This is a genomic window from Nocardia sp. CNY236 (assembly GCF_000482385.1).
Classification (GTDB): domain Bacteria; phylum Actinomycetota; class Actinomycetes; order Mycobacteriales; family Mycobacteriaceae; genus Nocardia.
Genome location: NZ_AXVD01000017.1, coordinates 51,928 through 72,230 on the forward strand (window position 1 = coordinate 51,928; position 20,303 = coordinate 72,230).

Below are 20,303 nucleotides of genomic sequence, written 5' to 3' on the forward strand. Positions count from 1 at the left end.
GTCCCCGAGCGCGTCCCAGGCCACCCGCCGTGCGGCGCAGCCGTCGATGACACACTGGGCCGATGCGAACGCGTGAGTTGGTCGAGGGGGCTGTGTTGTTGTTGGGCGGGCGCAGCGAGATCGGGCTGGAGGTGGTGCGACGGCTGGCGCCGGGGCGAACGGTGATTCTCGCGGCCCGACGCAGTGGCGAGTTGGATGCCGAGTGCGCTGCGCTCGCCGTAGCCGGCGCCAGCGCGGTCCACACGGTCGAATTCGATGCCGACGATACCGCCACCCATGCGGCTGTCTTGGAGAAGATCTCGGCCGACCATGGCCGGATCGGCATCGTGATCCTCGCATTCGGAATTCTCGGGCAGCAGGGCCGGGCCGAGCGTGACCCCGCCTATGCGACCGCGATCGTGCACACCGACTTCGTGGCACAGGTCAGCGTCCTCACCACCATGGCGCAGCTCTTGCGCGCGCAGGGCGAAGGCCAGCTCGTCGTGTTCAGCTCGGTCGCCGGTCGGCGGGTCCGGCGTGCGAACTACGTCTACGGATCGGCCAAGGCCGGGCTCGATGGCTTCGCCAGCGGCCTCACGGATGCGTTGCACGGCAGCGGTGTTCAACTGTTGGTGGTCGTTTCGGGATTCGTCATCGGAGGCATGACAGCGGGGATGGCTCCGGCGCCCTTCGCTACGACCCCCGATCGGGTCGCCGACGCCGTTGTGGGGGGCTTGCGCCGGCGTGCGAGTCGAGTCTGGGTACCCCGGATCTTGCGGCCGGTGTTCGCCGCGTTGCACTTTCTGCCCCAATCGGTCTGGCGACGGATGCCCCGGTGAGCGCGCACGAGCCCGAGCGCTGGATCGGACCTCCTATCGCAGTTGTCGGGATCGGTGCCGATGGCTGGGACGGCCTCGGTCGCGCCGCGCGCACGGCCATCGGCGATGCCGACATCGTCTACGGTTCCCCACGACAGCTCGCGCTGGTTCCGGGTACGGTGGCGGCGGCCCGGGTGAGCTGGCCTTCACCGCTGTTGCCTGCGCTGCCGGAGCTGTTCGACCAGCACGCCGGCGCGCGGTTGTGCGTTCTGGCCAGCGGTGATCCGATGTTCTTCGGCATCGGCGTCACGTTGGTGCGTCTGCTGGGGGTGCAGGCACTGCGAATTCTGCCGCAGCCGTCCTCCGCCTCGCTGGCCTGTGCACGATTGGGATGGTCGGTGGCCGACACTCCAGTGGTGAGTCTGGTGGGGCGTCGGTTGGAGACAGTGTTGCCCGAGCTCGCCGACCGCATGCGGCTGCTGGTCCTCAGTGCCGACGAGCACACACCCGACCAGCTCGCGCGGTTGCTGCGGAATCATGGTTTCGGCGAGTCCGCGCTGACTGTGCTGGAACAACTGGGTGGTCGGGCCGAGCGCACGCGGGTCGGGATCGCCGAGGGATGGCAATGGCCGCCCGGTGACCCGCTGAACATCGTCGCCGTTGCCTGTGTCGCGGACCCGGATCGACCACGATCAACACGCCTGCCCGGCCTACCGGACGATATGTTCGGTGGCGACGGTCAACTGACCAAATACGAGCTGCGAGCCTTGACCGTGGCAGCGTTGGCACCGTCACCAGGGGAGTTGTTGTGGGATGTCGGCGGGGGATCTGGCAGTATCGCGATCGAATGGTGCCGTGCCCACCAGAGCAACCGCGCCGTCACCTTCGAGCGGCTCGAGCGCCGGCGCCGACAGATCATCGACAATGCCGCCGCTTTGGGGGTTCCGCACCTCGTCGTCCGTGGTGAGCTGGGCGCCGACCGCGCCAGCGTCCCCGAGGCATCGACGCCTGATGCGATCTTTGTCGGAGGCGGCCTCACGCAGGCAGGTGTACTCGACACCTGCTGGGCGCGATTGCGTCAGGGTGGTCGACTGGTGGCGAACGCTGTGACAGCTGAATCGGAATCGGTGCTGCTGAGCTGGGCGACTGTGCACGGAGGCGTGTTGCGGAAATATCAGATCTACCGTGCTGAACCACTCGGATCCTTCACAGCGTGGCGGCCGCAGATCCCGGTGGCCCAATGGTCGGTGGTGAAGCGTACGAGCGCCGGGTCGGCTTCGCCCGCTCTACGAGAATAGACGCAAATGGACACAGGACATGGTGAGACTCGTCGCCGGCGTGCCCGTGCCGATTCGTCGGCAATTTCGGACGTGCACGATGCCTCATCGGCAGCGTTGTTCGACGTGGCCGGTGTTATCGTGCTCGAGTTGCACTAGCCGAAAGCTGGACTCGTGAATGCTCTATGTCAACCGCGTTGGGTCGGCGCGATATTTGATCGGTCGGTGTGCGGCTGGGCAGTATTCGCCGCATCCGGCGGCGTTTGGGCCGCAGGAATGGTGGCGCCATCGTGAGCGCCCCCGCGCCGGAGACCGTTGCCGACTCTCGGGCGACATCGGCGGCATGTCGCCGGGTGACGGCCGTTGTGGCACTACTGCCCGGGCTCGGTGCATGCGCCGCGTCCACTGTGTGTGCCCTGGCCCTCTCTACCCTGGCGTCGACAGTGAGCCCGCTGCTGATCGCCGTCGCGCTGGGCGCCATCGCCGCGAATACCGGCTTGATCCACCCGGTGTTGTCTCCGGGCCTTGCGGTGGCCGCGAAACCGCTGCTCCGAGTAGGGGTGGCGCTGTTGGGCTTTCAGTTGGTGTTCGCCGACGTACTCGGTCTCGGAGTCACGGCGATGCTGGTGGTGGTCGCAGTCGTGGCCGTAGGGCTGATCGCGACCATGGTCGCGGGCAAGTATCTCGGACTGACCTGGGCCCAGCGGGTACTCATAGCGTGCGGTTTCTCGATCTGCGGGGCTGCGGCGGTGGCCGCAGCGGGAAGTGTCGTCTCTGCCGACGAGGAAGAGACCGTCACGGCGGTGGCGCTGGTGGTGGTTTTCGGTACCGCGATGATATTCGCCATCCCGCTGTTGACATCGATCCTGGGATTCGATGACGATCGGGCCGGTCTTTTGGCCGGCGCCTCCATCCACGAGGTGGCGCAGGTGGTGGCTGCCGGTGGGGTGATCGGTGGTACCGCGCTGACGGTTGCGGTCGTGGCCAAGCTGGCGCGGGTTGCGCTGCTCGCGCCGGTGGTCGTGGTGCTGTCGCTTGTGCAGCGTCGCCGAACCACGTCGTCGCCGCAGGCACGACGGCCACCCGTCGTGCCGTTGTTCCTGTTCGGCTTTGTGATCTGTGCTGGACTTCGATCTTTGGATGTGGTGCCCGAAAGCGTGCTCACCGTCACTTCGACGTTGCAACTGGTACTGCTCACAGCCGCGATGTTCGCGTTGGGCGCCGGAGTGCGTATAGCGATGCTGCGCGCGGTCGGGTTTCGGCCAATCGCGCTGGGGGCGGTTTCGACCGTAGTGGTGACGAGTATTGCTCTCGGCGGTGTCCTGATGTCGTAGGCGGCGGCGAATCATCACAGGGTCACCTCACAGACGGGTACCGATCGCCCAGATCGGGGTGCTCTGCACCTGCGACAATCGCCAGCCATCAGGAGTGCGGACCGCGTCGAAACGGTAGATCTCGCCCAGGATGTACTGCGGCTGTGGAATCGTTTCGTCGGCCACCGCAGGGGCGAAGGTGGCGATGAGGTTGGCCCGGACTTCAGCGCTGTCACCGTGCAGATCGATCAGCACATTGCTGACGGCGTGCTGGATGTGGCGGTCGCGGGTATGTGTGCGGCGAGCCTGCGCGATCAGTGACTCCCGGCCTTCGGCGGTGCCGCCAGGTGTCGTGGCGGTCGCGTCGGGGGTGTAGATAGACCGCAGATCGTCCAAGCGATCCTCGTCCAGCGACCGACCGAGCCGGTCGATCAGCATGGTGATCTGCTGGCGATCCAACATTTCGCCCACCTGCGGCGCGGGAGTCATCCGAACAGCCGAGCGGGCGGCGGTGACGACGGCCACCGGGAAAGACAGGAGGCGGTCGAGGCGGATTGTGCGCATCGTGTGTTCCTTTCCATTATATGTTGGCTTAGCCAACGTTGGTAAGTCCAACATACTAGTTGTGGGTGACGCCAACGAATATTGGTAGGGTGGCCGTATGGACATCGCGCAGGACGGCGCTGCGGGCCGGCTTCGGAACCTGCCCACCCGGCTGATCAATCAGGCTGCGCTGGTGGCGAATCGGGCAACCGAGCGGGCCTTGGCGCCCACCGGTTCTCGTCGATACCACTTCGCGCTGTTGGCCACGCTCGCGGAGTTCGGCGCGGCCAGCCAGGCCGAGCTGGGCAGACACACTCGCATCGATCGCAGTGACGTCGTTGCCGCGGTGAACGACCTCGCCGAGCGCGATCTGGTCGCGCGCAGCCCCGACCTCGCCGATCGGCGGCGCAACATTGTCACCCTCACCGTCGAGGGCGCGAGGCATCTGGACGAGCTCGATGCGCGGCTGGCCGGGGCACAAGACGAGCTGCTCGCTGGCCTCACCGTCGCTGACCGCCGAACCCTGGTCGAGCTGTTGACCCGAATCGTGGATGCGCACTCGGGTTGACCTGCGGGTGATTGCGATCGCAGCCGTTCCGTTCCGAGGCTCGACATCCGCCTACATCGTGCCGGTGTTCGATCAACGGCTGCTCGACGGCGCCGAGGCAACCGGGCGCCGATTGCGGCTGCTGTATTTGCAGTTCCGCGGTACTACTCACAGCCGCAATGTTCGCGCTGGGCGTCGGAGTGCGGATAGCGGTGCTGCGCGCGGTCGGCTTTCGGCCGATCGCGTTGAGGGCGATCTCGACCATCGTGGTGACGGGTATCGCTCTCGGCGGCGTCTGGTGTCGTAACGGTTGTGGCGAATGACCGCAGGGCCGAGGCGAACCGAGGGGCATTCGTAGCTGATGCGGCCAGCCGATAGTGCTCGGCCCCCGACACCGTCGGGTGGAGTGGGGGCGTGGTCGTGCTCGGCTACCGGTGCCGGGACGAGCAAGGATGACGAAAAGTGCTTCCACCCCGCGTTTTTCGTATATCTGCGAGTCGATCCCGTCACATCGCCTGCATTCGGGAGAACACATTCGCCGCGCGCGGTAGGGTTGAAGCCCGTTCCGATGTCGATCGGAAGCCCAGTTCCTCGTGGGAGACAGATGAAACACACGAAATTCGCGGCGGCCGCACTACTGGCTGTCGCTGCTACGGGTGTCACCCAAGCTACCGCCTATGCTGCGCCGGCCCCATCCGCGTCGCAGGAGCAATCGGTCACGACTACCGTCACGGGGTCCGATCGCGGTGTCGACTATGTCCTCGGACTCGCGGACGCCGGTACATCGGTGGTGACGAGCGTGACCGGCGGTGTGTTCGCCGTCGATGCCGCCCGGCACATGGTCACCCTGCGGGATGCTGCAGGTGCGAACCTCGCGGAGCTTCCGCTCGCCGGGATGGTCGCGGGCCAGCAGGTCCGAATTGCCGCCGAGATCGCCGACGAAGGTACGCAGTTGACGCTGACCCCGCAGGTCGCCGCGTCGGCGTCGGCGCCTTCGTCTGCCGAGTTCATCGGTGCGCAGCAGTGGTTCTTCGCGGAGTTGCAGCGCGCCTCCCTCGGGGCCGCGGTCGGCGGCGTGCTCGGTGCCGCGGTCGGGATCTTGTTCTTCGGCGCCGGACTCGTGCCGGGTGCGATCCTCGGCGCGCTGATCGGCCTTGCGGTGGCGGGTGGACCGGCATTGTTCGATGCCGGCATCGCCTACTTCAGCGGGCAGCCCTGAGAATTCTGATTCTGGGCGGCACGCGAGACGCGCGCATGGTGGCCCAGGTCGCCACCGGCGAGCGAGGATGCGAAGTGATCTCCTCGCTCGCCGGTCGCATCCGCACCCCGACCATGCCCGAGGGGCAGGTGCGAGTCGGTGGTTTCGGCGGCGCGGACGGACTGCGTGCCTGGCTCGTGGACAACGAGGTGGACCTGGTAGTGGATGCGACCCATCCCTTCGCCGAGGTCATCACCGCGAATGCCGCAATTGCTGCGCGCACCGCGGGGGTGCCGTTGATCCACCTGCGGCGTCCGAGTTGGGCGCCTCAGCCGGGGGACCGGTGGATTCGAGTGTCCGATCTCGCGGCGGCCGCACACGTGGTCACGGAGTTCGGTGAGCGGATCTTCCTGACCGTCGGCCGCCGCGGGGTAGAGGCGTTCGCGGACCTGACGCGGCAATGGTTTCTGATCCGGGCCATCGATCCACCCGAAGGCAAGCTGCCGGCTCGGCACGAAATACTGCTCGCCCGTGGTCCTTTCGCGGTCGAGAGCGAATCACGACTGATGGCCGCGCATCGAATCGACACGGTCGTCACCAAAGACAGCGGCGGCAGCGCGACCGAGGCCAAACTCGTTGCCGCCCGTGCGGCGGGGATCTCGGTTGTCGTCGTCCAACGCCCGCCTCTGCCGGAGGGAGGCCAGACCGTGGACAGCGTGGCAGAAGTCATGGGTCGGCTTCGCGCCATGCGAGCCGGCCTGGGATGAGCGCACGCGGGTGCGGTTGTGGCCGACCCGAAAGCCGTCATATCGACAGCCGACGCAGGCACTGCTAGCACAGATCAGCTACATGAACCTATGAAAAGTAGGTGATCTTTGTCGTTCGGCGGGGAATATGCGCTGAACGGTGAGCTTTCGTACGCTCCGTCCGTACGGGTGTCAACGGAAGGGGTGCACGGCATGACACCTCTCGTAACTGGTGCCACTGCCAATATCGGCAGATTGGTGGTCGATCATCTACGGGCGGCGGGGGCCGAGGTCCGGGCATTGACCAAAAATCCGAAAAAAGCTGCACTGCCTGCAGATGTCGAGGTGATCGAAGGATATCTCGGCGAACTCGACACGCTGCCACCAGCGTTCGAAGGCGTCGAGCGAACGCGTTGGAGTGGGCCGAGCAGATCCGCGGCAAAGGCGTGGTCGAGGCGGCGTATGGCGGCGCCACGTTCACACCCATAGACCTCGACGATATTGCCGCTGCTGCTGCGGCCGCACTTCTCCACCGCGGTCATCGTGGTACTGCCGACCTTCGAACAGATCACCGGTCGACGTGGAGTCACGTTCGCGCAGTTCGTCGCGGCGCACGCGGATATGTTCCGTTGAGCGAGTCCCGGACGGGTCGGGGGCGAATCACGCAATCCACCGTGGGCCGTCGAGGACCCGGGCTTCGGCATCGTGACGGTCAGCTGTCGAGCAACTCCGGCAGATGGTCGAACCATTCCAGCACTGCGCGTTCGTGGCGGATACCGAAATCTCGTGCGGCGCGGGCGAAGACGGACAGGGTGTCGGAGTCCTCGGCCAGGTAACGGGTGAGCCGTTGTTGGTGGATTTCTCGGTTGGCCAGGACGATGCCATCGAGTCGCGCGCGATCGAGATGCTCCCCGAACGAGAGGGTGAGCAGCAGTGGCGCCCGAATGGTCTCGCGACCGGGATCGCGGCAGACCCATTCTCGGAACGCTTCTCGTCCAGCGGTGGTGATGTGGAACGGCGTCCGTTCGCGAGCGCCGGTTTCCCCTTTCGTGACCAGCCCCGACGCGTCCATCGCTGCGAGTTCCCGATAGACCTGGCTTTGGGTGATCGTCCAGAAATCGCCGATTCGCCTGTGCGCCTCGGACACGAGGTCCCACCCCGACTTGGGGCCTTCATGCAAAAATCCGAGCAAAGACGCCGCTGTCGCGTTCAATGGCTTGTGTGTGTTCGGTGTGCGTGTGGTCGCGGTATCGGTCAACGACTGCTCCCTTCACTCTCGACGTTCCATAGTGGAATGTAAGCGGCATGTCGCGGCCACGACCTGTGCGATCCATGATGCGTAGGCGATCCTACGCGCCACCGGCTGCTGGGTCGCGTACCTGGCCGTAGCGTCGGGAGGTGTAGACACGGGCGCCGTGTTCGCTGTCGAAGGTCGTGGTGGTGGACGCGCCGATGATCAGCAGCGTGCGCATGTCCACTTCGGTGGGGTCGAGCTCGCCGAGCTGGACCACTCGGACCGACTCGGAAGGTCCGCCGACGTCGCGCCCGAGCACCACCGGAGTGCTGGGTTCGCGATAGCGCAGCACAATGTCGCGCATCGCACCCACCTGCCAGGTACGTTGCGGCGACGCCGGGTTGTAGACCGCGATGGCCATGTCGGCGGCCGCCACCGCCGAGAGCCGCTGCGCCACGGTGTCCCATGGCTTCAGTCGATCCGACAGCGAGATCGTTGCGTAGTCGTGCCCGAGCGGGGCGCCGACTCGGCTGGCCACCGCGTGGGCCGCGGTCATTCCCGGCAGCACCCGCACCGGTACTGCGCGCCATTGCGGATCGGTGGATTCTTCGATCACGGCCGCGGCCATGGCGAAGACCCCCGGATCGCCGGAGGAGACCACGGTCACGCGAGCGCCTCGTCTGGCCAAGTCCAAGGCCATCGCGGCGCGTTCGGACTCCACCCGGTTGTCGCTGGCGTGGCGGCGCTGACCGGGCCGTTGCGGAACACGGTCGAGGTAGGTGGTGTATCCGACCAGGTCGGTGGCGCACTCCAGGGCCACTCGCACCTCCTCGGTGGTCCATTCCGGCGCGCCGGGGCCCAGTCCCACGACGGTGACCTCGCCGATACAGTCGGTGGTGTCTTGCGCGGCAATTCGTCGGTCGGCGGTCGCGTCAGCGGAGGGCAACGGAGTGGTCGGCTGCGGTCCAGGCAGTACTGCGATGGCGAAGTAGGGGACCTCGGCGGCGTCGACCGCATCGGCGTGCTGGACGCGTTGATCGGGGGAACTTGCGCGTTCGACGTAGTAGGCGTCGGCGAGCCGACCGGAGTCGGCAAGGGCTTGGCGCACCGCCGGATAGGTTCGACCCAACTTCATGATCGCCGCGGCGTCGGTCGTGCGCAGTCGGCGGGTGAGTTCGTCGACCGGCATCGTGCCCGGAAGCACGGTGAGCACCTGCTCGCCCTCGACCAGCGGCATGTGTAGTGCGGCCGATGCGGCGCTGACCGAGGTCACTCCAGGGACGATATCGGTCTCGAATCGGTCGGCCAGCCGTCGGTGCATGTGCATGTACGAGCTGTAGAACAGCGGGTCTCCGGCGGCCAACAATGCGACCGTGCGACCAGCGGTCAGGTGCTCGGCCAGCCGTTCGGCGGCGTGTTCGTAGAATTCGTCGATCGCGCCGCGGTAGCCGCCGGGATGGTCGGTGGTTTCGGTGGTCACCGGGTAGATCAGATGTTCCTCCAGTTGACCCGGGCGCATGTACGGCGCCGCTATGCGGCGGGAGATACTGCGGCCGTGACGGGCGCTGTGGAACGCGACCACATCGGCGGCCTCGATCACTCTGGCCGCCTTGACCGTCACCAGTTCGGGATCGCCCGGGCCGAGTCCAACACCCCACAGCTTGCCCGGCGCACTCATTCCTGTTCGCTCGCGATCGCGTTCACTGCGGCTGCGGTGATGGCGCTGCCGCCGCGCCTGCCGCGAACCGTGAGGTATTCGAGGTCACCGGCATCGATCAGCGCGTCCTTGGATTCGGCCGCGCCGATGAAGCCGACCGGGATACCCAGCACTGCGGCCGGGCGGGGGGCGCCGGCGGCCAGCAGATCCAACAGGTGCAACAGTGCGGTCGGGGCATTGCCGATGGCGACGACCGCGCCCGCGAGTTCGTCGCGCCACAGCTGCACTGCCGCTGCGGAGCGCGTGGTGCCCATGCTCGCGGCGAGGTCCGGTACCCGTGGATCGGCGAGTAGGCATCGCACCGCATTGGCCGCGGGCAGGCGCGTCCGGGTGATGCCGGAGGCGACCATGGTCGCGTCGCACAGAATCGGTGCACCCGACCGCAGTGCCGCGCGCGCCGCGACGACCACTCCGGATGAGAAGGCGATGTCCTGCGCGAGATCCACCTGGCCGCTGGCATGGATCATCCGCACCACCACCTGCGCCACGTCCGGAGGGAACCCGTGGAGATCGGCTTCGGCGCGGATCGTCGCGAACGAGCGACGGTAGATCTCCGCCCCGTCGGTGAGGTAGTCGGCGCGCACATCGGACATGCGATCCACCCTATGGGTCCCTGGCCGCATCGCTCGGTCCGGGGCGTCGTCGTGGGCGAGCGGGTTGTGGACTCACGTACGCGGACGTTCGAGTATCCGGGACATCACGATCGAACTTCGCGTACGCCCCACCCGTGCGTTCTGCCGAATTCGCTCCACAGTCCCTTCGATCTCGGCCATATCGGTGGCCATCACGTGCACCAGGGCGTCGGCTTCCCCTGCAATGGTCCATACGCCGACCACTTGCGGAATCGGTTCCAGGCTGTGTTCGAGCTCGGCAGGGGAGATGTTGTCGCGGTAGTAGACCTCGACGTAGGCCTCGGTTGTCCACCCCAGGGCGGCCGGATCGACCACCGCGGTGAATCCGGTGATCTGGCCTTTGGCCACCAGTCGGTCGACTCGCCGCTTCACCGCGGGCGCCGACAGCCCGACCGCGCCACCGATCTCCTGGAAGGACGCGCGCGCGTGCTCGAGCAGGTGTTCGAGAATTCGACGGTCGAGGTCGTCCATGTCGCCGTTCTCCCATCACGCGCAATGAGCAGCCGATATCTGGGCCGGATGCACAACGAATCGTGCTTACCCGCGCAACAGTAGGCGATCTACTGTGGTCCGGCAGAGGTTCGCGTCGACCCCGGAGTTTCGTTGACATCTGTCGCTGCTCGCCCCGCCGCATCCGCCGCGCATCGGTCCTCGCCGCGGCGGTTCGTCATGTGTCGCCCCGACTATTTCGACGTCACCTATTCGATCAACCCGTGGATGAATCCTGCTGAGCCGGTCGACCGCTCGCGCGCGATCGGTCAGTGGGAGCAGTTGCGCGCCGCATACGAGCAGTACGGACACCAGGTCGATGTGGTGCCGGCTGTGCCCGGGTTGCCGGATATGGTGTTCGCCGCAAATGGCGGGCTGATCGTCGGTGATCGTGCCATGTCTGCGCGTTTCACCCATCCGCAACGTGCCGCCGAGGGTCCTGCCTTCCATCGCTGGCTCACCCGGTCGCAGCTGGCGGCTCCGGTCGCGGCTACGGAACCGAACGAGGGCGAGGGCGACTTTCTCGTCGTCGGTGATCGAGTCCTGGCAGGCATGGGGTTTCGTAGTTCACCCGCCGCGCACAACGAAGTGTCGCGCCATTTCCAGCTGCCGGTCGTCTCGTTGAGACTGGTCGACCCGCGCTTCTATCACCTGGATACGGCATTGCTCGCCTTGGGTTCCCACTCCGTCGCCTACTATCCGCCCGCGTTCGATTCAGCCGCCCGCGCGATCCTGGCCGACCTGTACCCCGATGCGATCGTCGCTACGGCCGCCGACGCCGCCGTGCTCGGATTGAACGGCGTCTGTGACGGGCGCAATGTCTTCCTCAGCAGTGGCGCCGACGAGTTGAGCGCGGCTCTGCGCGCCCGTGGCTTCCATCCGGTGGGGATCGATATGTCCGAACTGCGTAAAGCGGGCGGCGCTGTGAAGTGCTGCACTCTGGAAATCCATCGACGGTGATGGCCGATTCTCAGAGATCCGGCGGTGGGCTCGTCGAGGTGCTCGAGGAGCGGTCGATGCGATATCCCGCGTGCGTGGCCACGATGTCGGTGACCTGACCGCGCGGGCGGCCACAGCGGCGTTCGCAGCCGGACCAATGCTGGCGTCCACGCGGGGCGTCCTGCGTTGCGGTTGTCGACTCGCCCGCGGCCGTCTCGGGCGGCATGCGTCCGGTGCCGACCGCGGCGGCGGCGTCCGCCCGCACATCGGCGTGCGACTTCGCGCAGCCCGGCAGGCCCGCGCACGCGCTGACCAGGAGCCAGGGCGAATCGCGGTCGAAGATCAAACCCATCGGGGCCAGTACGCGCACCACGGTGTCGGCGGCTGCCTCGGACAGGTCGGTGAGCACCAGACTGCGCCACGGGGTGAGGATCGTCGGTCGTTCGGTTGCGGCGAGGAACTCGGCGGTACGCGCGGAGAGTGTGCCCAGCCGCACCCCGGCGCCCAGGCCGATCAGGCCATCGTTCTGCTCGAGCCACCCGATCGGAATGCTCGGTGTCGCGGTGAATTCGAGTCGATCGGCAGTGGGCGTGCAACCGAGCCGATCGATCAGGTGTCGCGAACCGTGTTCGATGTCGCTCAACCGCCAATAGTTCGACGTGTTCCCCCGCAGTTCGAGGAATGCGTGCGCCGCCGCGAGCACGACCTCGACCACATCTTCGGCCGCGAGACGCACTCCGCTGTCGCTGCCTGCCAGCACCAACGCGAATTCGCCCTGGGCGAGGGCGTGGACGCCGATGTCGGCACCGAGTCCGCTCACATCGCCGCGCCCGTCGTCGAGGGTGAACAACACGCGGCCAGGTAGATCGGCCAGTCGCGGCGCGGCCAGTATCCCGGCGTCGAGTGCGGCAGCCAGGGGGTGTACGTCGACGCCGCCGCCGATGCGTCCCGACAGCGGCGAGGCAACGATATTGCGTACTCGCTCGTGGGTGCGGCTGGGCACCATGCCCACCTCGGTGAGCCGGCGGGTCAATGCGCTCACATCGTGCACGCCGCGCACCTGGACGTTGCCGCGGGCAGTGAGTTCGAGTGGGCCATCTGCCGCATCCTGGGCGACCTGAGCGAGCGCGTGCATCTGTGCAGACTCGAGCCGGCCGCCAGGAACACGGATGCGCGCCAGCGGGCCGTCGGCCGCCTCGTGCAGCCGCAGCACCCCAGGACAAGAATCCGGACCACGTCGTGTCATCGCCGATCCAGCCTACGGCGCTGTGACGATCACTGCCCCGCCGGCTGGCCCGAATCGCAATCGGGCCCGGAGGCGGTATGGGCGCAACGAGCCCAGCCGGGCGGACAGGTACCATCGGCGTGCTCGGCGGGCGACGAGGAGCCGGCGACAGTCCCGCGCGGTGCGCCACCGAAGCGCGACCCTCTCCGGCGAGCAGCGAACCTCTGACGGGCGCCGCCCGAGGAAGGCTGCCACTGTGATCGTGCTGCTGTCCACCTCCGACACCGACTTGCTCAGTGCCCGCGCCAGCGGCGCCCCTTATCGGTGGGGCAATCCGGCTCGGCTGTTGCTCGACGACCTGCCCGCGCTGCTCGACGGTGCCGACGCGGTGATCGTGCGCCTGCTCGGTGGCAAGCGTGCGTGGGAGGACGGGTTGGCAGCGCTGCGTGCCAGCGGAATTCCGCTGGTCGCTGTCGGTGGTGAAAGCGCCCCGGACGCCGAACTGATGGAATGCTCCACTGTGCCCGGCGGTGTCGCGGCGGACGCGCACAACTACCTCGCCGCGGGGGGCCCGGACAATCTGCGCCAGTTGCACAACTTCCTGTCCGACACCGTACTGCTCACCGGACACGGCTTCGAACCGCCGATGCAACTTCCGAGCTGGGGAGAGCTGGACCGGGCCGGCGCCCCGCGAATCGACGGCCCCACGGTCGCAGTGATCTACTACCGCGCACAACATCTCGCCGGCAACACTGCCTATATCGAGGCGCTGTGCGCCGCACTCGAACAGTCGGGCGCGCGTGCGCTACCTCTGTATTGCGCGTCCCTGCGCAACGCCGAACCGGGCCTGCTCGCGGCGCTGCGTCGAGCCGACGCGCTGGTGGTGACGGTGCTGGCTGCGGGCGGCAGCAGACCGGCCACGGTCTCGGCGGGGGGCGAGGACGAGGCGTGGGATGTCGGTGCGCTGGCCCAACTGGATGTGCCCATCCTGCAGGCTCTGTGCTCGACCACCGGTCGGGAGCAATGGGCGGCCAATGACGACGGAATGTCACCGCTGGATGTAGCCACCCAGGTCGCGGTGCCGGAATTCGATGGGCGCATCATCACGGTTCCGTTCTCGTTCAAGGAGTTCGACGCCGACGGCCTGTCCACCTATGTGCCCGATCCCGAACGCGCCGCCCGTGTAGCCGGCATCGCTACCCGGCACGCCCGGCTGCGCCACATTCCGACCGCCGACAAGCGTGTCGTGGTCATGCTGTCGGCCTACCCCACCAAACATGCGCGTATCGGCAACGCCGTCGGTCTGGACACGCCGGCCAGCGCGATTCGTCTGCTCACCGCGATGCGTGCCGCCGGGTACGACCTGGGCGCGCCCGGCGACGTTCCCGGCTTGGACGAACAAGACGGTGACCTCTTGATTCATGCGTTGATCGAAGCAGGCGGACAGGATCCGGACTGGTTGACCGACGACCAGTTGGCAGGCAATCCGATTCGCATCGACGCGGCGACCTACGCCGCGTGGTTCGACACCGTGGCCGACGACTTGCGCGCCGCGGTCGTCGAGGCGTGGGGACCTCCGCCGGGCGAACTCTATGTCGATCGATCCTCCGACCCGGCCGGCGAGATCGTCATCGCCGCACTGCGCTTCGGCAATGTCGTACTCATGGTGCAGCCGCCGAGGGGTTTCGGCGAGAACCCCGTCGCGATCTACCACGATCCCGACCTGCCACCCAGCCACCACTATCTGGCGGCCTACCGATGGCTCGGTGCGACCGAGGGATTCGGCGCCGATGCGATGGTCCATCTCGGCAAGCATGGAAACTTGGAGTGGCTGCCGGGCAAGACACTCGGCATGTCCGCTGCGTGCGCGACCGACGCCGCACTGGGCGATCTCCCGCTGATCTACCCCTTCTTGGTCAATGATCCAGGCGAGGGCACGCAAGCCAAGCGGCGAGCCCACGCGACGTTGGTCGATCACTTGATTCCCCCGATGGCCCGAGCCGAAAGCTACGGCGACATTGCCCGTCTGGAACAGTTGCTCGACGAGCATGCCACCATCTCCGCGCTGGATCCGGCCAAGCTTCCCGCTATCCGGCAGCAGATCTGGACCTTGATGCGGGCGGCGAAAATGGACCACGATCTCGGGCTCACCGAGCGCCCGGACGAGGAATCCTTCGACGATATGTTGCTGCATGTCGATGGCTGGTTGTGCGAAATCAAGGATGTGCAGATCCGCGACGGGTTGCACGTTCTCGGCCAGCCCCCGGTCGCGCAGAGTGAACTCGACGTGGTGTTGGCCATGCTGCGGGCTCGCCAACTGTGGGGTGGCGAACACGCGGTGCCCGGTCTGCGTGAAGCGCTCGGCCTCGATGAGTCCGGCGGTGCGGCGCGCGAGCGAGTCGACGCCGTGGAAGCCAGCGCCCGCGCGCTGGTCGCGGCATTGCAGGCTGCGGACTGGGCACCGGATGCGGTCGACGCCATCACCGACAACGTGGAGGTTCGGCGTGTGCTGCGGTTCGCGGCTACCGAGGTCGTGCCGCGGCTGCGGCAGACCGGCGCGGAGATCGACCGGGTATTGCACGCCCTCGACGGCGGGTTCGTCCCCGCGGGCCCGAGCGGTTCGCCGCTGCGCGGCCTGATCAATGTCTTGCCGACCGGACGCAACTTCTATTCGGTCGACCCGAAAGCTGTACCGTCGCGACTGGCCTGGGAAACCGGGCAGGCGATGGCAGAATCTCTGGTGGAGAAGTACCGTACCGATCACGGTGCATTCCCACGCTCGGTCGGTTTGTCGGTCTGGGGTACATCCGCCATGCGCACCTCGGGCGACGACATCGCCGAAATTCTTGCCCTGCTGGGCGTTCGGCCGGTCTGGGACGAAGCCAGCCGGCGCGTCTGTGGGCTCGAGGTGATCTCGCTCGAGGAACTCGGGCGTCCCCGCATCGATGTCACCGTGCGGATCAGCGGTTTCTTCCGCGACGCCTTCCCGCATGTACTGGCCCTGCTCGACGACGCGGTCGGCTTGGTCGTCGACCTGGACGAGTCCGCGCAGGACAACTATGTGCGGGCGCACGCCGAGGCGGACATGGCGGTGCACGGCGATCGGCGACGCGCCACCATCCGACTGTTCGGTTCCAAGCCCGGCACCTACGGCGCGGGTCTGCTCCAACTGATCGACTCCAAGAGTTGGCGCACCGACGACGATCTCGCGCAGGTGTACACCAGCTGGGGTGGCTATGCCTACGGACGCGGTCTCGACGGCGCTCCCGCCGCGGAGGACATGCGCGGTGCGTACCGCCGCATCACGGTGGCGGCCAAGAACACCGACACCCGAGAACACGACATCGCCGATTCCGACGACTATTTCCAGTTCCACGGCGGGATGGTTGCCACCGTACGGGCGCTGACCGGCGCCAATCCAGAGGCCTACATCGGTGACAGCACGCGTCCCGACGCGGTGCGTACCCGGACGCTGTCGGAGGAGACCACCCGGGTGTTTCGCGCACGGGTGGTGAATCCGCGCTGGCTTTCGGCGATGCGGCGGCACGGCTACAAGGGCGCGTTCGAGATGGCGGCAACCGTCGACTACCTGTTCGGCTACGATGCCACGACCGCGGTGATGGCGGACTGGATGTATGAAAAGCTCGCCGATAGTTACGTTTTCGACGAGGTGAATCGCAAGTTCATGGAGCAATCCAATCCCTGGGCGTTGCACGGTATTGCCGAGAGATTGCTGGAATCTGTGGAACGAAAGCTCTGGGAACATCCAGAACCAGATACTCTCGATCGTTTGCGCAGAATCTACCTCGAAACCGAAGGCACATTGGAATAGTCGAAATACGTTGGCGGTGGCGCGGACCGGCGAACTGCTCGAGCACGCCGAGAAATTCGGACATCGACCTACTCCAGCTGTAGCTATGTCTATCATGCATGGCTAGTGAGATCTCCTGGCTGTATCCGGAACACGACGATCGCATCGGTTGGAGGATGGACAGGCTCATGACAATCGAGAAGTTGATGGCGACCACGCTGCTGACCATTGCCGCCACGGGTATCACGGCAGCGACGGCCTCCGGCCGGGCCGAGGTCTCGGCCCTCACGATCGGTGGGGTCGACCGGGGTGTGGTCTATACCGCGACTGCCGCGCCGGACCGGTCGAGTGCGACGATGACCCTTGCCTCCGGCACATTCGTCGTGACCCCGAATGCTGCGGTGTCGGTCCTGGCGCCCAGTGGCGAGGTGGTCGCGACCGTGCCGACCACGCTGCGCACTGCGACGAACGAGGAACTTCGGGTGGCCCCGACAATCGACGCAGCGGCAACCACATTGACGTTGACGCCGGTCAGGTCGGCGACCCCGGAACCGGGCGCTGCGCGGTTCATCGGCGACACCGGCAGCATCGTCGGCGGCGCATTGCTCGGCTGTGTACTCGGTGGGCTCGTCGGCATCGTCGTCTTCTTCATCGGAGCGGTGCCCGGATGTGTGATCGGCGGACTGATCGGAGGCATAGGAGGCGCCAACCAGTGAGCCGCGCCCGGGCGGCCTATGCCGGGCAGTGCCATGGCGAAGTCGGGAGGGTCACGATCGACCACACCCCTCGAGCGTTGCGCGGGCCACCTCGGCGATGACGTCGCCGATTTCGCCGCGCGCCCGGAATGCCGCCACTTGCCGGCACGCGCCATTGCCGCGGATGAGCAGGCGGGCGAACGCCTCATCGACGAATTGCCGATCGCCGGTCGCCTCGAGTGCGGGCGCGGCATGGTCGATCAACCGGGACAGCAGGGTCGGGACGGGCGCCACCTCGCCGTCGTGCGGGTCGACACCGTCGCCGACCAGTCCCGAACGAGCCGCCTTCCAGTACGCTGCCCTGAGCACTTCAGCCGACACCGCCGGTGCGAGCCGCCCGTCGGCCAAGGATTTGCGCGCCATGACCACGATTGCGCGTACCAAAGCGGCCAACAAGGCGGTTTCCTCGACCGTGGCGGGAATATCGCTGACGCGCACTTCGACGGTCGGGAATGCGACCGACGGGCGGACATCCCAGTAGACCATCTGCTTGTCCAGGATGCTGCCGCTGTTGAGCATCATCGCGACCATGCCCTCGTAGTCGTCGGCGGATTCGAAATACGGGGGTGGTCCGGCGCTGGGCCATCGCCGCCACAGAATGCTGCGCCAACTGGCGAACCCGGTCTCGGTACCCCGATAGATCGCGGAGTTGGCGGTCATGGCCAGCAATTGCGGTAGCCACGGCCGCAGGTAGTTGCTGACCTGGATCGCGGTCTCGCTGTCGGGGACGCCGATGTGCACATGACACCCGGACAGTCCCTGTTCATGGGCCAGCAGGCCGAAGTTCTGCGCGATGCGCCGATAGCGGGGGGTGTCGGTCACCGGGAACTCGTGTGGGACCGTCGGGGGGATTCCGACTGCGAGTAGTCGCCCGTCGTTGTGTTCGGCGCAGGAGGCAACGCTGCGGCGAAGGTCACGCAGTTGTTGCTGCAGCGTGCCGATCTCGGTGTGCACGCCTGTGCTGGCCTCGACTTGGCAGCGGGTCAACTCGAGTTGCAGGTCGACGCCGACATGCTCGGCGGTGCGCGCCACCTCGACATTGCGTGCCAGAGGTGCGCCGGTGCGTGGATCGGCCAGGAGAAATTCTTCTTCTACTCCGACGGTCACGCCACCATCGTCCATGCAGGTGAGAATACTCACGCCCCGAGGAGCGGGAAGGCGGTTCACTCCAGTGGACGGGGCCTGTCCATTCGTGGACCGCGGCGTGCGGCGTTCTCGACGCCCAACAGCGCATGGACCGACCTCGGGGTCCACCGGCGATCGGCGCCGGGACGGGTGGCCAGATACCCCGCAGTCGTCCACGGTGACCACCCGTGGGCCGTGCGCAGCCCCGTCGCCAAGTGCCGCAGGTAGGCGGGGGCCGGAGGGTTGCCCGGGAGGTCGCGATAACTCCAGGGAGCAGTGAACGTCAAGACGGGATGGCCCTCGTGGACGCCCGCACAGACCACTGTCTCGTACCTGCCGGGACCGAGGGTCGATATCCGCCTGGTGGTCACGTCGGCGAGGTCGACCACCGCGCCCGGACGGCGATACATTTCCTGAGCCGCGATATCGCAGAATTGGGTCGCGGACAGCAGATGCGCGTGCACGGGGACCTCCCCGGGGCAGTGCGGATCGTAGAAGGCACGCCCACCGGACCAACTGATGGATTCGGTGGCGAAGTAGAGCAATCCGGACAGCACGAGCGGCATGGAGCGGATCGGGTCGGCGGTGTCACGGCAGCCGGGTGTATGGCGCGTTGCGCCGTCGGGCAGGCCCCCGCGAAGGTAACTGCGCAACCTGGCCGGATTCATGTTCGAGCCGTAGGCGGCGTACCAGACCAGGTCGGTGTGTCGCGCCGACACCGCGCTCGGCCTAGGCCGATTCTGCCAGTCCCGCCGAGCGCCAGACGTCTGCGAGCTCGTCGAGTGGAAGGGCGAGCACGCGGCTGAGCGAGACGATGGTGCCGAAGGCCGGCGAAGGCAGTCGGCCGGTCTCTATCTTGCGTAGCGTCTCCGGTGAGATCCCGGCCGACCGGGCGACTTCGGCGAGGTCCCGGCCGGCGCGCGCGTTGCGCAGCGCCGCTCCGAGGCGGCGGCCCGCATCGATCTGCGCTGGGGTCAACGGAAGGCGCACCATTGCTTCACGCTACCGATGGTCCGCCACTGTGGGCAACCCGGTTCGATTCCAGCCGATCCCGACCGCTAGCATGGTATTAAAATACCGGTAGGGAGAGGGTCGATGGTCGAGTTGAAAAGCCGCGCGGAGATCGCGCGGATGCGAGAGACGGGGCGCTTCGTTGCCGAGGTACTCGGCGAACTGCGGGCGCAGGCACAGGTCGGGGTGAACCTGCTCGACCTGGAGGCCTATGTGCGTCGACGCATTCGTGAGCGGGGTGCGCAGTCCTGCTATTGGGACTACGCCCCGTCGTTCGGGCGCGGACCGTTTCGCAATACGGTCTGCCTGTCGGTGAACGACGCAGTGCTGCATGGGCTTCCATTCGACTATGCATTGCGCGATGGCGATGTGCTGAGTATGGACCTCGCCGTCGGCATCGACGGCTGGGTCGCGGATTCGGCAGTGACGGTCGTGGTCGGCACCGCCGCTGCCGAAGACGCACGGTTGGTCGAGGCCACCGAGCGAGCGCTGACCGCCGCGGTCGCCGCCGCGCTGCCGGGTAACCGCATCGGCGACATCTCCGCGGCCATCGGCGCGGTCGCCGAGGACTACGGCTATCCGGTGAACACCGAATTCGGTGGCCATGGCGTCGGTCGAAGCATGCACGAGGACCCACACGTGCCCAATCGAGGCCGTCGAGGTCGCGGATACACCTTGCGATCGGGACTGACCATCGCGATCGAACCGTGGTTCGCGCGGACGACCGACCGCGTCGTCACCGATCCCGACGGCTGGACGATCCGTTCGGCAGACGGATCGCGCACCGCTCATGCGGAACACACGATTGCCATCACCTCCGATGGGCCGCAGGTGTTGACGACCATCGAGTAGCCGCGCACCGGCACCGTGCGGTGCGGCCTTCAACGCGAGGACCGCGCCGGCTGCTGCCCGAATCGTCGATCGGGTGCACCGCCCGGGAAGCG

21 protein-coding genes and 1 pseudogene are annotated in these 20,303 nt (G+C 66.8%); 13 read left to right on the forward strand and 9 right to left on the reverse strand.

What is annotated here, in order from left to right; genetic code table 11:
• Nucleotides 1-62 precede the first annotated feature (62 nt).
• The 3 genes from K940_RS0112145 to K940_RS0112160 all read left to right on the forward strand — a co-directional run bounded on the left by K940_RS0112145 (nt 63) and on the right by K940_RS0112160 (nt 3,408).
• Nucleotides 63-818: an SDR family NAD(P)-dependent oxidoreductase gene (locus K940_RS0112145; RefSeq protein ID WP_028477781.1), complete on the forward strand. Its 756-nt coding sequence runs from the start codon at nt 63-65 to the stop codon at nt 816-818.
• Nucleotides 815-2,095 carry a precorrin-6y C5,15-methyltransferase (decarboxylating) subunit CbiE gene (gene cbiE, locus K940_RS0112150; protein ID WP_369797502.1) on the forward strand — a complete coding sequence of 427 codons (1,281 nt, stop codon included), beginning with the start codon at nt 815-817 and terminating at the stop codon, nt 2,093-2,095. Before K940_RS0112145 ends, cbiE begins: the two co-directional genes overlap by 4 nt.
• Before the next feature lie 269 nt (nt 2,096-2,364).
• Nucleotides 2,365-3,408, forward strand: coding sequence for a YeiH family protein (locus tag K940_RS0112160; RefSeq protein WP_028477783.1), 1,044 nt, complete (start codon nt 2,365-2,367; stop codon nt 3,406-3,408).
• A gap of 27 nt (nt 3,409-3,435) precedes the next feature.
• Here K940_RS0112160 and K940_RS27975 read toward each other — a convergent pair whose 3' ends face one another.
• Nucleotides 3,436-3,951, reverse strand: coding sequence for a nuclear transport factor 2 family protein (locus tag K940_RS27975; protein ID WP_196812176.1), 516 nt, complete (start codon nt 3,949-3,951; stop codon nt 3,436-3,438).
• Nucleotides 3,952-4,048: 97 nt separating this feature from the next.
• Here K940_RS27975 and K940_RS0112170 point away from each other — a divergent pair, with 97 nt between their 5' ends.
• From K940_RS0112170 to K940_RS33915, 6 genes and pseudogenes are all read left to right on the forward strand, one after another.
• Nucleotides 4,049-4,498, forward strand: a complete 450-nt coding sequence (locus K940_RS0112170) for a MarR family winged helix-turn-helix transcriptional regulator (RefSeq protein WP_028477784.1) — start codon at nt 4,049-4,051, stop codon at nt 4,496-4,498.
• 158 nt (nt 4,499-4,656) lie between these two features.
• A complete protein-coding gene (locus K940_RS32980; RefSeq protein ID WP_196812177.1) occupies nt 4,657-4,800 on the forward strand; it encodes a hypothetical protein in 144 nt (47 codons plus the stop codon).
• A 281-nt stretch (nt 4,801-5,081) separates the two neighbouring features.
• Nucleotides 5,082-5,696: a hypothetical protein gene (locus tag K940_RS0112180; RefSeq protein ID WP_028477786.1), complete on the forward strand. Its 615-nt coding sequence runs from the start codon at nt 5,082-5,084 to the stop codon at nt 5,694-5,696.
• A 35-nt stretch (nt 5,697-5,731) separates the two neighbouring features.
• Nucleotides 5,732-6,442, forward strand: a complete 711-nt coding sequence (locus tag K940_RS0112185; RefSeq protein ID WP_051407118.1) for a cobalt-precorrin-6A reductase — start codon at nt 5,732-5,734, stop codon at nt 6,440-6,442.
• 192 nt (nt 6,443-6,634) lie between these two features.
• Nucleotides 6,635-6,826, forward strand: a pseudogene (locus tag K940_RS0112190) (SDR family oxidoreductase); the annotation flags it as partial.
• A 96-nt stretch (nt 6,827-6,922) separates the two neighbouring features.
• The gene (locus K940_RS33915; RefSeq protein WP_255342587.1) at nt 6,923-7,054 is read left to right on the forward strand and encodes a hypothetical protein; all 132 of its coding nucleotides are present in this window, start codon (nt 6,923-6,925) and stop codon (nt 7,052-7,054) included.
• 79 nt (nt 7,055-7,133) lie between these two features.
• Here the strand turns inward: K940_RS33915 and K940_RS0112200 are convergent, their stop codons facing one another.
• From K940_RS0112200 to K940_RS0112215, 4 genes are all read right to left on the reverse strand, one after another.
• A complete protein-coding gene (locus tag K940_RS0112200) occupies nt 7,134-7,679 on the reverse strand; it encodes a PadR family transcriptional regulator (RefSeq protein WP_028477788.1) in 546 nt (181 codons plus the stop codon).
• 91 nt (nt 7,680-7,770) lie between these two features.
• A complete protein-coding gene (locus tag K940_RS0112205) occupies nt 7,771-9,333 on the reverse strand; it encodes a precorrin-2 C(20)-methyltransferase (protein ID WP_028477789.1) in 1,563 nt (520 codons plus the stop codon).
• Nucleotides 9,330-9,965: a precorrin-8X methylmutase gene (locus K940_RS0112210; RefSeq protein WP_028477790.1), complete on the reverse strand. Its 636-nt coding sequence runs from the start codon at nt 9,963-9,965 to the stop codon at nt 9,330-9,332. Before K940_RS0112210 ends, K940_RS0112205 begins: the two co-directional genes overlap by 4 nt.
• A gap of 72 nt (nt 9,966-10,037) precedes the next feature.
• The gene (locus K940_RS0112215; protein WP_028477791.1) at nt 10,038-10,475 is read right to left on the reverse strand and encodes an Lrp/AsnC family transcriptional regulator; all 438 of its coding nucleotides are present in this window, start codon (nt 10,473-10,475) and stop codon (nt 10,038-10,040) included.
• Between the two features lie 132 nt (nt 10,476-10,607).
• Between K940_RS0112215 and ddaH the strand changes: the two genes are divergently transcribed.
• Nucleotides 10,608-11,453, forward strand: a complete 846-nt coding sequence (gene ddaH / locus K940_RS0112220; protein ID WP_231390348.1) for a dimethylargininase — start codon at nt 10,608-10,610, stop codon at nt 11,451-11,453.
• Between the two features lie 10 nt (nt 11,454-11,463).
• Here the strand turns inward: ddaH and cobG are convergent, their stop codons facing one another.
• Entirely contained in the window at nt 11,464-12,678 is a 1,215-nt protein-coding gene (gene cobG, locus K940_RS27980; protein WP_051407119.1) for a precorrin-3B synthase, read from the reverse strand.
• Between the two features lie 235 nt (nt 12,679-12,913).
• Between cobG and cobN the strand changes: the two genes are divergently transcribed.
• Nucleotides 12,914-16,489, forward strand: a complete 3,576-nt coding sequence (gene cobN, locus K940_RS0112230) for a cobaltochelatase subunit CobN (RefSeq protein ID WP_028477793.1) — start codon at nt 12,914-12,916, stop codon at nt 16,487-16,489.
• Between the two features lie 167 nt (nt 16,490-16,656).
• Nucleotides 16,657-17,184, forward strand: a complete 528-nt coding sequence (locus tag K940_RS0112235; RefSeq protein ID WP_028477794.1) for a hypothetical protein — start codon at nt 16,657-16,659, stop codon at nt 17,182-17,184.
• Nucleotides 17,185-17,235: 51 nt separating this feature from the next.
• Here the strand turns inward: K940_RS0112235 and K940_RS0112240 are convergent, their stop codons facing one another.
• From K940_RS0112240 to K940_RS0112250, 3 genes are read right to left on the reverse strand one after another with little or no spacing between them, the layout of a single operon-like run.
• The gene (locus tag K940_RS0112240; protein ID WP_028477795.1) at nt 17,236-18,345 is read right to left on the reverse strand and encodes a glutamate--cysteine ligase; all 1,110 of its coding nucleotides are present in this window, start codon (nt 18,343-18,345) and stop codon (nt 17,236-17,238) included.
• 41 nt (nt 18,346-18,386) lie between these two features.
• Nucleotides 18,387-19,067 (reverse strand): histone deacetylase, encoded by a 681-nt coding sequence (locus K940_RS27985; protein WP_231390349.1) that lies wholly within the window; start codon nt 19,065-19,067, stop codon nt 18,387-18,389.
• A 10-nt stretch (nt 19,068-19,077) separates the two neighbouring features.
• On the reverse strand, nt 19,078-19,341 hold the full coding sequence (locus K940_RS0112250; RefSeq protein ID WP_028477796.1) for a helix-turn-helix transcriptional regulator: 264 nt from the start codon (nt 19,339-19,341) through the stop codon (nt 19,078-19,080).
• Nucleotides 19,342-19,443: 102 nt separating this feature from the next.
• On the opposite strand from K940_RS0112250, the gene map reads away from it, so the two are divergent.
• Nucleotides 19,444-20,211, forward strand: coding sequence for a type I methionyl aminopeptidase (gene map, locus K940_RS0112255; protein ID WP_028477797.1), 768 nt, complete (start codon nt 19,444-19,446; stop codon nt 20,209-20,211).
• Nucleotides 20,212-20,303: the final 92 nt, after the last annotated feature.